A 12,719-nucleotide genomic window follows, 5' to 3' on the forward strand; every position below is an offset into this window, starting at 1 on the left:
ACCCTGTCATGGCCCAAGCCGCAGCCGTGGCGAAACCGCCCGCGCCACCCCGGCGGCGCCGTGCCTCCGCCACGCCGCGCAGGCTGCCGTACCTGCTGATCGCGCCGGCGGCCCTGCTGATGCTGGGCTTCATCGCCTACCCGGTGATCAGCGTCTTCTACTACAGCCTCCAGAACTACAACCCCACCAAGCCATGGCGGAACGGCTACGCGGGCTTCGACAACTTCGTCCAGATCTTCACCAAGGACCCGCAGTTCTGGGACACGCTGACCTTCAGCGCCAAGTGGGTCCTCGTCGAGGTCGGACTCCAGCTGCTGTTCGGCCTGGCGCTCGCGTTGATCGTCAACCAGACCTTCGTGGGCCGGGCGATGGGCCGTGCGCTCGTCTTCTCCCCGTGGGCCGTCTCCGGCGTGCTGACCTCCGCGATCTGGGTGCTGCTCTACAACTCCCAGACGGGCATCACCCGTTACCTCGCCGACATGGGCATCGGCTCCTACGGCACCAGCTGGCTGTCGGACACCTCCACCGTCTTCTCGGCGGCGATCGTCGCCGACCTGTGGCGCGGTGTCCCCTTCTTCGCGATCCTCATCCTCGCCGACCTCCAGTCCGTCTCGAAGGACCTGTACGAGGCCGCCGAGGTCGACGGGGCCAGCCGCTTCAAGCAGTTCTGGCACATCACGCTGCCGCACCTCAAGGACGCGATCATCCTGTCCACGCTGCTGCGCGCGGTGTGGGAGTTCAACAACGTGGACCTGCTCTACACGCTGACCGGCGGCGGCCCGGCCGGAGAGACCACGACTCTCCCGCTCTACATCGCCAACACCAGCGTCGACGCTCACAACTTCGGCTACGCGTCCGCCCTGACCACGGTCGCGTTCGTGATCCTGCTCTTCTGCTCGATGGTCTACCTGCGGCTGAGCAAGTTCGGAAGGGAGGCCAAGTGATCACCAAGGAGGCCACGCAAGTCGCGTCCGCTCCGGTGCGGGAGACTCCTGAACCGACCCGTCCGGTGAAGCACCGCCGTTCCTGGGACGAGGTCCCCCGCTGGCAGATCTACACGCCGCTGTCCATCTACCTCGTCTTCACGCTGATCCCCTTCTACTGGATCCTGCTCTTCGCACTGCGCCCGGCCGGCTCGACCTCGCTCGTGCCCTGGCCGATCACCTTCGACCACTTCGAGAAGGTGTGGACGGAGCGGTCGTTCGGCACGTACTTCGAGAACAGCGTGTACGTCGGTCTCGCCACCCTGGTGATGACGACGCTCGTCGCCCTGGCCGGCGGCTACGCCCTCGCCCGGTTCGACTTCAAGGTCAAGAACGCGTTCATGCTGGCTCTGCTGTGCTCCCAGTTCGTGCCGGGCGCGCTGCTCCTGGTGCCGCTGTTCGAGATCTTCGCCGAGCTGAAGATGATCAACTCGCTGGGCAGTGTCATCATCGCCGAGACGGTGTTCCAGCTGCCGCTGTCGATGATCCTGATCAGCAACTTCATCAAGAACGTGCCGTACTCCCTGGAGGAGGCGGCCTGGGTCGACGGCTGCAACCGCCTGACGGCCTTCAGGATCGTCGTCCTGCCTCTCCTGCGGCCCGGTCTGATCGCCGTCGGCTCCTTCGCCTTCGTGCACTCCTGGAACCACTTCCTCTTCGCCCTGATGTTCCTCAACAACCAGGACAAGCAGACGATCCCGGTCGGCCTCAACACCCTGATGAGCGCGGACAGCGTCGACCTCGGCGCACTCGCCGCCGGCGGCATCATCGCGGCGGTTCCCGTGGTGATCGTGTTCGCCTTCATCCAGAAGTGGCTGATCACGGGCTTCAGCGCTGGGGCGGTGAAGGGATGAGACTCCGTCGGACGAGTGAGGGAGGAGCGATGACTGGCGACCCGCGGTTCGCCGGCGTCCCGAAGGGGCGCGGGGAACTGCGCGCTCAGCCACGACGGCGCCGCGGTGGACCGGTGACGTCCGGTGACACTTCCTGCAAAGTGCCCAGTCGTGCGGGGGTGGCTGCTGAGCGGGGTCGGTCGTGTTTCGGCTGCGCCCCGAGGGGCGCGGGGAACTGCGCGCTCAGCCACGACGGCGCCGCGGCGAATCTACGACATCTCGCGGCACTTCCCTCGGAGCACCCGGTGGTGAACATATGAGGATCCGTCAGATCACCGTCCTGGCAGCCATGTTGGCGCTGCTCAGTCTCCCCGCCCACGCCGAGTCCCGGGACATCAGCCGTGACACCCTGCCCGCGAACGACGGCTGGGCCGCCGAGGGTGAAGGCACCACTGGAGGCTCCGCCGCCGACGCGGACCACGTCTACACCGTCACCAGCCGCGCCGAGCTGGTCCGGGCCCTCGACGGCGGCAGCGCCACCCCGAAGATCATCAGGATCGCCGGGACCGTCGACGCCAACACCGACGAGGACGGCGACCACCTGGACTGCGCCGACTACGCCACCGACGGCTACTCCCTGAAGAAGTACCTGGCAGCCTACGACCCCCGCACCTGGGGCTCCGTCAAGCCCAGCGGCCCGCAGGAGGAGGCCCGCCAGGCCTCCGCCAAGAAGCAGGCCGAGCGGGTCGAACTGCCCGTCGGGTCCAACACCACGATCGTCGGGCTCAAGGGAGCCGTCCTGAAGGGCGCGAGCCTCCAGGTCAGGAACGCCACCAACGTCATCATCCGCAACCTCGACAGCCGCGACGCCTACGACTGCTTCCCCGTCTGGCAGCCCAACACCGGCGGCCTCGGCGACTGGAAGACGGCGTATGACAACATCTGGCTGACCGGTGCCACCCATGTGTGGGTCGACCACGTGACCCTGAGCGACAAGGGCCACCCCGACTCCGCCGAGCCCACCTACTTCGCCCGCAACTACCTCCGCCACGACGGACTGCTGGACATCACCAACGCCTCCGACCTGGTCACCGTCTCCTGGAGCCGGTTCGCCGACCACGACAAGGCGATGCTCATCGGCAGCAGCGACTCGGCCACCGGCGACCGCGGCAAGCTCCGGGTCACCCTGCACCACAACGAGTTCGAGTCCGTCGTACAGCGCGCGCCCCGCGTCCGCTTCGGACAGGTGCACGTCTACAACAACCGGTACGTCGTACCGGACGACGATTACCGCTACTCCCTCGGCGTCTCCACCGAGTCCGGCGTCTACGCCGAGAACAACGCCTTCCACACCCCCGGCCACATCGAGGTCGCCGACCTGGTCAAGAGCTGGAACGGCAGCGCGCTCCACCAGACCGGCACCCTCTTCGACGGCTATCCGGTGGATCTCCTCGCCATCTACAACGCCTACAACTCGGGCAGCGAGCGTGATCTCACGGCGGACGTCGGCTGGACGCCTACCCTGCACACAAAGATCGACAGCGCCGAGGCGGCCGACCGAGAGGTGGCGCGCGGCGCGGGCGCAGGGAGGATCCCATGAGCACCGTAGACATCGTCCTGGCGGGCGCGCGCGGCCACGGCCGCTGGCACCTGGAGAACATCCGCCGGCTGCAGGACAAAGGGATCGTACGACTGGCGGGGATCTGCGAGCTGACCCCGCTGACCGCGGACGAGCTCCCCGAGGGCCTCGCCAGGCCCGAAGGCATGCCCGAGCAGTCCGCCGACTTCGGCGCGCTCCTCGATTCCACGGGCGCCCGGATCGCGGTGATCTGCACACCGATCCCGACCCACACGGACCTGGCGCTCACGGCGGCCTCGCGAGGGGTGCACATCCTCCTTGAGAAGCCCCCCGCCCCCTCCTATGCCGAGTTCCGCCGCATGGCCGACGGCGTCGCCGCGGCCGGGGTCGCCTGCCAGGTCGGCTTCCAGTCGCTGGGCTCGCACGCCGTGCCCGCGATCCGCGAGCTGGTCGAGGAGGGCGCGATCGGTGACCTGATCGGGATCGGCGGGGCCGGCGCCTGGGCCCGCGCCGAGTCCTACTACCGGCGTGCGCCCTGGGCGGGCAAGCGGCGGATGAACGGTGTCGACGTCATCGACGGCGTCCTGACCAACCCCCTCGCGCACGCCGTCGCCACCGCCCTCGCCCTCGGCGACGCGAGCCGCGCCGAGGACGTCACCCGCATCGAGACCGAGCTGCTGCGCGCCAACGACATCGAGTCCGACGACACCTCCTGCGTCCGCGTCACCACCGCGACCGGCCTCACGGTCACCGTCGCCGCGACCCTGTGCGCCGAGGACCCCGACGAGCCGTACATCGTCGTGCACGGCGACCGCGGCCGGATCACCTACTGGTACAAGCAGGACCGCGTGCTGCTCCAGCGGGCCGACCACGGTCCGGAGGAGTACCAGTACGGCAGCACCGACCTGCTGGAGAACCTGGTCGACCACCTCACCGACGGCGCCGACCTCCTGGTCGTCCCGGACCTGACCGGCGCCTTCATGAAGGTCGTTGAAGCGATTCGACTGGCCCCCGACCCGGCTCCGCTCCCGGACACGGCCTGGCATCTGCTCCGCGACGAGGAGCGCCGGGTCGTCCCCGGCATCGACGGACTCGTCGCGGCCGCCGCCGACTCTCTCGCCCTCTACTCCGAGCTGGGTGCCGGCTGGAGCAACCCCCACGAGGTGAGCACATGACGACTCCCGACTCCCCGGTCCTGCGTGTCGCGGGCCGCCCGGTCGGCCGCTATGTCACCCGGCCCGAGCTGCCCGCCCGGCTCTCGCCACGCCCCTATCTGCACCCCGTCACCACCCTGGCCGGCACGGCGGTCACCGAACTGAGCCCCGCCGACCACATCCACCACCTCGGCGTCGGTGTCGCCGTTCCCGACGTCGAGGGGCACAACTTCTGGGGCGGGCGCACCTACGTCCGCGACCAGGGCCCGACCGAACTCGACAATCACGGCGCCCAGCGCCACAACTCCTTCCAACTCCGCGACCCCGACGGCTTCGTGGAGGAGCTGCGCTGGGTCGCCTCCGGAACCGAGCTGCTGCGTGAGCGCCGTACCGTCGCGGCCACCGAACTGACCGGCGCGGCCTGGGCGTTGGACTTCACCTTCTCGCTCACCAACGTCACCCAGGACGCCCTCTCGATCGGCAGCCCGGCCACCAACGGCCGCCCCGGCGCGGCCTACGGCGGCTTCTTCTGGCGGGCCCGGAAAGAACAGGACGCGCCGGACGTCTTCACCGCCGACCGCGAGGGCGAGGCCGCGATCCACGGCACCCGCGCCGACTGGGTCGCCCTCGTCGGCGCCACTTGGACGCTCGTCTTCGCCGGAGCCACCGACCAGACCCGCCGCGACCCGTGGTTCGTGCGCGCCGACGAGTACCCGGGCGTGGGCTCCTCGCTCGCCCACGACTCAAGGCTGCCGATCCCGCCCGGCGAGACCGTCGTACGGCGGATCGTCACCGTCGTCGCGGACGGCCGTCTGCCCAAGCTCGAAGTGGCGGCCCTGGTGCGGAAGGCGGTCAGCCAGTGACACACACTCACCCGGCCCTGGCAGGGACACAGACCCACCCGTCCCTGCCAGGGGCCCACACTCACCCGACCCCGAAAGCGACGTACACGAATCCGGTCCTGAACGCCGACTGGTCCGACCCGGACGTCGTCCGCGTCGGCGACGACTTCTACCTCACCGCCTCCAGCTTCGGCCGCGTCCCCGGCCTGCCGCTGCTGCACTCCCGCGACCTGGTCAACTGGACGCTCATCGGCCACGCCCTCGAACGCCTGGAACCGGCCGGGGAGTTCACCAGACCCCGGCACGACTGCGGGGTCTGGGCGCCTTCCCTGCGCCATCACGACGAACGCTTCTGGATCTTCTGGGGCGACCCCGACCAGGGCATCTTCCAGATCAACGCCCCTGAGATCAGGGGCCCTTGGACCCGCCCGCACCTCCTCAAGTCGGGCAAGGGAATGATCGACCCCTGTCCCCTGTGGGACGAGGAGACCGGCGAGGCCTACCTCGTGCACGCCTGGGCCAAGTCCCGCTCCGGCGTCAAGAACCGCCTCACCGGCCACCGTATGGACCCCGACGGGCGCGGGCTCCTCGACGAGGGCAAGCTGATCGTCGACGGCGACCGGATACCGGGCTGGTTCACCCTCGAAGGCCCCAAGCTCTACCGGCACGACGGCTGGTTCTGGATCTTCGCCCCCGCGGGGGGAGTCGAGACCGGCTGGCAGGGCGCCTTGCGCTCGCGCGGGTTCTTCGGCCCGTACGAGGAGAAGGTCGTCCTGGAGCAGAAGGACACCGACGTCAACGGCCCCCACCAGGGCGGCTGGGTGCGCACCCCATCCGGCGAGGACTGGTTCCTGCACTTCCAGCAGAAGGGCGCTTACGGCAGGGTCGTCCACCTCCAGCCGATGAGCTGGGACGACGACGGCTGGCCGGTGCTCGGCGACACGGGCGCCCCCGTCGCCGTACACGCGAAGCCCGCTCTGCCGCCGCAGCCGGACGCGGCACCCGCCACCGACGACGACTTCCCCGGCGGACGCTTCGGCCGTCAGTGGCAGTGGACCGCCAACCCGCAGCACGGCTGGGCCACCCACCACTCCGGCGACGGCCTCCGGCTCACCTGCGTCCGCTCGGCCGACGCGCACGACCTGCGCAAACTGCCGAACGTGCTCACCCAGCGGCTGCCCGGCACGCCATCGGCAGTCGAGGTGGAGCTTCAACTGCACAGCGAGGAACCGGGGGCCCGCGCCGGGCTCGCCGTCCTGGGTGACGCCTTCAGCTGGATCGGGCTCCAGCGCGGCGCCGACGGGAATATCCACCTCGTGCACCGGTTCGCCGAGGGGGTCGCGGAGCGGGAACGGGACGCCGACCATCCGCACCCCGTGCCCGAAGCGGACGGCGGACGGGCACGGCTGCGGATCGAGATCGGCGCGGGCGCGCGGTGCCGGTTCTTCTACGACCTCGGCGAGGGCCCGCGCCCCTCAGGACCCGTCTTCGCCGCCACCCCCTGGCGCTGGGTCGGCGCACTGCTCGGCCTGTTCGCCCTCGCGCCCGTCGGAGGAGGACACGCCGGCGCGGCAACCTTCTCGCACTTCAGGATCGACCACCTGTAACGCACCGAACCCGTAAGCCTGTTGGGAGCCGCAATGACGCAGCACCTTCATAGCAAGCGCTTGCAGAAGCCGGGATACGGCAGAGTCGTGGCCGCCGTGCTCGGCCTCGTGGCCGCATTGGGCCTCGGGGCGGCCGGAGAGGCGAAGGCCTCCGTGGCGCCGGTCTCCGGGGCGGCGGCCTCCGTGGACCGCTTCGACGACCGGCCGCACGGCTACGCCTCCCTTGCCGGCGGCACCACCGGAGGGGCCGGCGGCAAGGTCGTCACCGTCACCGACCAGGCCTCGCTGGCCGCTTATGCGGCCGCCGAGGAGCCGTACGTCATCCGGGTCTCGGGGGCGATAGCCGTCGAGCCGTTCGGCTCGGACATCGTGGTCGGCTCGAACAAGACGATCATCGGTGTCGGCGACACCGGCGAGATCGTCCACGGCGAGCTGCATCTCAACCCCGGTACGCACAACGTGATCATCCGCAATCTGACGATCCGGGACTCGTACGTCGAGGGGGACTGGGACGGCAAGACGACCGACTTCGACGCCATCCAGATGGACACGGCCGACCACGTGTGGATCGACCACAACACCTTCACGCACATGGGCGACGGGCTGCTCGACATCCGCAAGGACAGCCGGTACATCACCGTCTCCTACAACCGGTTCACCAACCACAACAAGGCGTTCGGGATCGGCTGGACCACCAATGTCCTGACCGAGATGACGATCGACCACAACTGGTTCCACGGCACCAAGCAGCGCAACCCCTCGGCGGACAACCTCGCCTACGCCCACCTCTACAACAACTATCTGTCCTCGCAGGTCGCTGACGGCGATCCGGTGTGGACGTACGGGAACTGGGCGCGCGGCAAGACCAGGATGGTCATCGAGAACAGCTACTACGACGGTGTCCAGCATCCCTACCAGGCCGATGCCACCGCCGAGTTGGTGCAGCGCGGATCGATCCTGAAGAACACGACCGGGCGAACCGACGCGTGGGGTACGGCATTCGATCCCCATGAGTTCTACGACTACCGGCTGGACCCGGCCGCCGCCGTGCCCGCGCTGGTGTCCCGGTTCTCGGGGCCGCAGAAGCGGATCGGCGTGACCCTGCACGTCCCCGGTGACTACCCGACCGTGCAGGCCGCCGTGGACGCCGTGCCCGACGGGAACGCCGTGCCGGTGACGATCGCCGTCGCGCCGGGCACGTATCGCGCCAAGGTCTTCATCCCCGCGACCAAGCCGAACATCGTGCTGCAGGGGACCGGACACGACCGGTCCGACACCGTCATCGTCTTCGACACGCCTGCCGAGTACGGCGGTTCGACGGGCAGCGCGACGGTCCGGATCGCCGCGAACGACGTCACCGCCCGCCACCTCACCTTCAGCAACGACTTCGACGAGGCCGCGGTCGAGCTGAACGGCGAACAGGCCCTGGCCATGAAGACGACCGGCGACCGGATCGTCTTCGAGGACACCGCCTTCCTGGGCAACCAGGACACCCTGATGACCGACAGCCCCAAGCTGGACGTGATCAGCCGGGTCTACATCCGCGACTCGTACATCGAGGGCGACGTCGACTTCCTCTACGGCCGGGCCACCACCGTCGTCGAGCGGTCCGTGATCCGGCTGCTGAGCCGGGGTTCCACCACCAACAACGGCTATATGACGGCCGCTTCGACCTGGACGGGAAACCCCCACGGCTTTCTGATCACCCGGTCGAAGGTGGTGAGCGACGCGCCGGGCCAGTCCTTCCACCTGGGTCGGCCGTGGCACCCCGGTGGTGAACCCGCCGCCGTGGCCCAGGTGTTGATCCGGGACACCGAGCTGCCGACCGCGGTGAAGTCCTCGCCGTGGACCGACATGAGCGGCTTCTCGTGGAAGGACGCCCGGTTCGCCGAGTACCGCAACTCCGGTCCCGGCGCGGCCCCGAGCGCGGACCGGCCGCAGCTGAGCGCCGCCGACGCGAGGTCGTACACCGTCGCGAACTACCTCAAGGGCACGGACGGTTGGGCACCGAGCGCCCACCACTGACTTCCCCCCACAACTTCATTTCTCCGCTGGAATCAGAAGAAGAAGAGAGCCGACCAATGAAGATCAGCATCCGCAGAAGCAGGCGCGTTGCCATAGCCGTCGCCCTCGGGTCCGTCCTGGCGCTGACCGCCACCGCCTGCGGTGACGACGGCAGCGGGGCCGGTGGTGACAAGGGCGACGAGGGCAGTGGCAAGGGCAAGATCGTCTTCTGGGACAACAACGGCGGTGTGCGCACCGACGTCTGGAAGGAGATCATCGCCGACTTCCAGAAGGCCAATCCCGACATCAAGGTCGAGTACGTCGGCATCGCGTCCACCGAGTACCAGTCCAAGGTCGACACCGCCATCCAGGGCGGCGGCCTGCCCGACGTCGGCGGGGTCGGCGCGGCCATGCTCGCCGGGTTCTCCGCGCAGCAGGCGCTGGAGCCGCTGGACGACCGGCTCGCGGGGTCCTCCCTGAACGGCAAGCTCAACGAGAACATGGTCGACTCGCTGAAGGCGGCCGGGGGCGGGGACGGGACCCTGTACTCGATCCCGACCTCCGCCAACAACGGTGTGCTCTACTACCGGACCGACCTGTTCAAGCAGGCCGGCCTCGACGAGCCGACGACCTGGGACAAGTTCTACGAGGCCGCGGCCAAGCTCACCGACTCCAAGAAGAACGAGTTCGGCTACACCATCCGCGGTGGGGCCGGTTCCATCGCCCAGGCCCTGGACGCCGCGTACGGACAGAGCGGGATCACCTCCTTCTGGGACGGCGACAAGACCACCCTCAACGACCCGAAGAACGTGGCGGCGCTGGAGAAGTACGCGGCGCTGTACAAGAAGGACACTCCGGCGGCCGACCTCAACAACGACTTCACCAAGATGGTCGCGCAGTGGGACTCCGGCACGATCGGGATGCTGAACCACAACCTGGGGTCGTACCAGGACCATGTGAAGGCGCTCGGGGCCGACAAGTTCCGGGGCATTCCGCAGCCGATCGGCGCGGACGGCAAGCGGGTCCAGGTGTCCAACCCCGTTGACGGGCTCGGGGTGTTCAAGAGCTCGAAGAACAAGGACGCCGCGTGGAAGTTCATCGAGTTCGCGACCTCGCACGCGGAGAACTCGAAGTTCAACGAGTCGGCGGGGCAGGTGCCGTCCAACAACGACGCCGCCAAGGACTCGTGGATCGCGGAGGCGGAGCCCACGAAGCTGGCCGCCGCCGCGTTGACCGACGGGTCCACGAGCATTGTTCAGCTGCCGTACTACCTGCCCGACTGGAACACCATTTCCAAGGCGGACAACGAGCCGAACTTCCAGAAGGTGCTGCTCGGGGACATGAGTGCGAAGGACTTCCTGGACACCATGGCCGATCAGCTGAACAAGGCCCAGGCCGAATGGAAGGAACAGAACGGCTAGGAGGGTGGGTGGTTTCGCCGTGCGGCCGGCTGCGGGTCTCGTCGTGGCTGGTCGCGCAGTTCCCCGCGCCCCTGAAAACAGAAAGGTGCACCGGAGATGCCTCTTACCCGTAGACAAGTCACCGTGGCGGCTCTTGCCGCCGTGCCCGTTGCCTTCAGTGCGACCGGTACTGCTCAAGCCGCTCCTCGAAGAACACGCACCCTCTACATCGCCGGTGATTCCACCGCCGCCCAGAAGTATTCCGACGCCGCCCCCGAGACCGGGTGGGGCATGGCGCTCCCCTTCTTTTTGCACAAGGGCCGGCCTGTCGCCAATCACGCCGTGAACGGGCGGAGTTCCAAGAGCTTCGTCGACGAGGGGCGGCTTGACGCGATCCTCGCCCTCATCCAGCCCGGCGACCTTCTTCTCATCCAGTTCGCGCACAACGACGAGAAGACCGCCGATCCGACCCGCTACACCGAGCCCTGGACGACGTACCAGGACTATCTCCGGCTGTACATCGACGGCGCCCGCGCCAAGGGTGCCCGGCCGGTGCTCGCCACGCCCGTCGAGCGGCGGAAGTTCGATGCGAGCGGCAATGCCGTGCCGACCCACGGGGAGTACCCCGCCGCGATGCGGGCGCTCGCCGAGGAAGAGGGCGTGGCGCTGCTCGACATCCAGGCGCTGTCGCTCGCCCTGTGGCAGAAGCTCGGGGTCGAGGAGACCAAGACGTACTTCAACTGGACCGACACCGAGCAGGACAACACGCACTTCAACCCGCCGGGTGCGATCGCCGTGGCCCGGCTCGTCGCCGGTGAGCTGGCGCACCGGCGGGTGCTGGCGCCCCGGGAGGTGTGCCGGCTCGACGCCGAGATCCCGGAGTCGTGGATCACCTGGCCGCCGCCGGCCACCGTCTGACCCTTCCCGTTCCTCGAACTTTTCCGAAAAGAGAGCCGCACAGTGAACACACGGATATGGCATGAGCATGTCATGACAAAGAGTCTGGCCGTGGCCGGCTGCACCGCCCTCGTTCTCGCGGTCACCGGCACCACCGCCCAGGCCGAGGGACACGACGTCGCCCGTGAGGCCCTCGCCGCGAACGACGGCTGGGGCTCCTACGGCACCGGCACCACCGGAGGCGCGGCGGCCGACGCCGACCACGTCTACACCGTCACCGACTGGGCCGGGTTCAAGGCCGCCCTCGCGGCCGGTGGCAGCGCACCGAAGATCATCAAGGTGAAGGGGACCATCGACGCCGTCTCCGAGGGCTGCGACTCCCTCGCCGCACCCGGCTACGACTTCGACGCCTACCTGGCCAAGTACTCGCCCGAGTCCTGGGGCCTCGACACCGACCTGAGCGCCGAGCCCGACGACAGCCCCGAGGGACTGCGCCGCGCCTCCGCCGCCAACCAGGATCAGACCATCAAGGCGAACATCCCCGCCAACACCACGATCATCGGCATCGGCGAGAACGCCGGGTTCAAGGGCGCCAGCTTCCAGATCAAGGCCGTCGACAACGTCATCGTCCGCAACCTCACCTTCGAGAGCCCCATCGACTGCTTCCCGCAGTGGGACCCGACCGACGGCGACACCGGCAACTGGAACTCCGAGTACGACACCGCGGTCGTCTACGGCTCCACCCATGTCTGGCTGGACCACAACACCTTCACCGACGGCTCCCACCCCGACAGTGCCGCCCCCACCTACTTCGGCATGCTCTACCAGCAGCACGACGGTGAGCTGGACGTCGTCCGCGGCGCGAACTACGTCACCGCCTCCTGGAACGTCTTCACCGAGCACGACAAGACGATCCTGATCGGCAACAGCGACAGCGAGTCCACGGCGGTGGGGGACCGGGGCAAGCTCAAGGTCACCTTCCACCACAACGAGTTCTCCGACCTCGTCGAGCGCGCACCCCGCGTCCGCTTCGGACAGGTCGACTCCTACAACAACCACTTCGTGGCGAACGACGACTTCGCCTACAGCTTCGGCATCGGCAAGGAGTCCCAACTGGTCGCCGAGCACAACGCGTTCACGCTGCCGGACGGCGTCAGCGCGGGCAACGTGCTCAAGCGGTGGAACGTCTCCCCGCTCACCGCCGACGACAACTACGTCAACGGCACGCTCACCGACCTGATCGCGGTCCACAACGCCGAGATTCCCGCCGAGACCCTGGAGTCCGGCGCGGGCTGGACGCCCACCCTGCGCACGAAGATCGACCCGGCGAAGAAGGTGCCGGGGATCGTCGACCGCGGCGCGGGCGCCGGCCGAATCTGCTGACCCGCCCCACCCCCTGACCGGCCGGGGCGGAATCCAG

At 68.5% G+C, this 12,719-nt stretch carries 10 protein-coding genes; all 10 read left to right on the forward strand.

Going from position 1 to position 12,719, the window contains the following annotated elements:
• Positions 1-8 precede the first annotated feature (8 nt).
• The 10 genes from ACI2L1_RS23580 to ACI2L1_RS23625 all read left to right on the forward strand — a co-directional run bounded on the left by ACI2L1_RS23580 (position 9) and on the right by ACI2L1_RS23625 (position 12,682).
• A complete protein-coding gene (locus tag ACI2L1_RS23580; protein ID WP_404741322.1) occupies positions 9-944 on the forward strand; it encodes a carbohydrate ABC transporter permease in 936 nt (311 codons plus the stop codon).
• The gene (locus ACI2L1_RS23585) at positions 941-1,837 is read left to right on the forward strand and encodes a carbohydrate ABC transporter permease (protein ID WP_404741323.1); all 897 of its coding nucleotides are present in this window, start codon (positions 941-943) and stop codon (positions 1,835-1,837) included. Before ACI2L1_RS23580 ends, ACI2L1_RS23585 begins: the two co-directional genes overlap by 4 nt.
• Positions 1,838-2,132: 295 nt before the next feature.
• Complete coding sequence (locus ACI2L1_RS23590; protein WP_404741324.1) at positions 2,133-3,416, forward strand: polysaccharide lyase family 1 protein; 1,284 nt, start codon at positions 2,133-2,135, stop codon at positions 3,414-3,416.
• Positions 3,413-4,570: a Gfo/Idh/MocA family protein gene (locus ACI2L1_RS23595; RefSeq protein WP_404741325.1), complete on the forward strand. Its 1,158-nt coding sequence runs from the start codon at positions 3,413-3,415 to the stop codon at positions 4,568-4,570. Before ACI2L1_RS23590 ends, ACI2L1_RS23595 begins: the two co-directional genes overlap by 4 nt.
• Positions 4,567-5,412 (forward strand): PmoA family protein, encoded by an 846-nt coding sequence (locus ACI2L1_RS23600; protein WP_404741326.1) that lies wholly within the window; start codon positions 4,567-4,569, stop codon positions 5,410-5,412. The genes ACI2L1_RS23595 and ACI2L1_RS23600 overlap by 4 nt, the downstream gene beginning before the upstream one ends.
• 44 nt (positions 5,413-5,456) lie before the next feature.
• The gene (locus ACI2L1_RS23605) at positions 5,457-6,998 is read left to right on the forward strand and encodes a family 43 glycosylhydrolase (protein WP_404741437.1); all 1,542 of its coding nucleotides are present in this window, start codon (positions 5,457-5,459) and stop codon (positions 6,996-6,998) included.
• A gap of 33 nt (positions 6,999-7,031) precedes the next feature.
• On the forward strand, positions 7,032-9,023 hold the full coding sequence (locus ACI2L1_RS23610) for a pectinesterase family protein (RefSeq protein ID WP_404741327.1): 1,992 nt from the start codon (positions 7,032-7,034) through the stop codon (positions 9,021-9,023).
• A gap of 56 nt (positions 9,024-9,079) precedes the next feature.
• The gene (locus ACI2L1_RS23615) at positions 9,080-10,423 is read left to right on the forward strand and encodes an ABC transporter substrate-binding protein (protein ID WP_404741328.1); all 1,344 of its coding nucleotides are present in this window, start codon (positions 9,080-9,082) and stop codon (positions 10,421-10,423) included.
• Positions 10,424-10,519: 96 nt separating this feature from the next.
• Complete coding sequence (locus ACI2L1_RS23620; protein WP_404741329.1) at positions 10,520-11,320, forward strand: rhamnogalacturonan acetylesterase; 801 nt, start codon at positions 10,520-10,522, stop codon at positions 11,318-11,320.
• Between the two features lie 72 nt (positions 11,321-11,392).
• Positions 11,393-12,682: a polysaccharide lyase family 1 protein gene (locus tag ACI2L1_RS23625; protein ID WP_404741330.1), complete on the forward strand. Its 1,290-nt coding sequence runs from the start codon at positions 11,393-11,395 to the stop codon at positions 12,680-12,682.
• Positions 12,683-12,719: the final 37 nt, after the last annotated feature.

The organism is Streptomyces sp. NPDC019531, from assembly GCF_044903305.1.
GTDB lineage: Bacteria > Actinomycetota > Actinomycetes > Streptomycetales > Streptomycetaceae > Streptomyces.

Bases quoted from the DNA above. Each gene is read 5' to 3' on its own strand.
- ACI2L1_RS23610 (WP_404741327.1), top strand. From the start codon at position 7,032: ATGACGCAGCACCTTCATAGCAAGCGCTTGCAGAAGCCGGGATACGGC.
- ACI2L1_RS23620 (WP_404741329.1), top strand. From the start codon at position 10,520: ATGCCTCTTACCCGTAGACAAGTCACCGTGGCGGCTCTTGCCGCCGTG.
- ACI2L1_RS23595 (WP_404741325.1), top strand. From the start codon at position 3,413: ATGAGCACCGTAGACATCGTCCTGGCGGGCGCGCGCGGCCACGGCCGC.
- ACI2L1_RS23600 (WP_404741326.1), top strand. From the start codon at position 4,567: ATGACGACTCCCGACTCCCCGGTCCTGCGTGTCGCGGGCCGCCCGGTC.
- ACI2L1_RS23590 (WP_404741324.1), top strand. From the start codon at position 2,133: ATGAGGATCCGTCAGATCACCGTCCTGGCAGCCATGTTGGCGCTGCTC.
- ACI2L1_RS23615 (WP_404741328.1), top strand. From the start codon at position 9,080: ATGAAGATCAGCATCCGCAGAAGCAGGCGCGTTGCCATAGCCGTCGCC.
- ACI2L1_RS23625 (WP_404741330.1), top strand. From the start codon at position 11,393: ATGACAAAGAGTCTGGCCGTGGCCGGCTGCACCGCCCTCGTTCTCGCG.
- ACI2L1_RS23580 (WP_404741322.1), top strand. From the start codon at position 9: ATGGCCCAAGCCGCAGCCGTGGCGAAACCGCCCGCGCCACCCCGGCGG.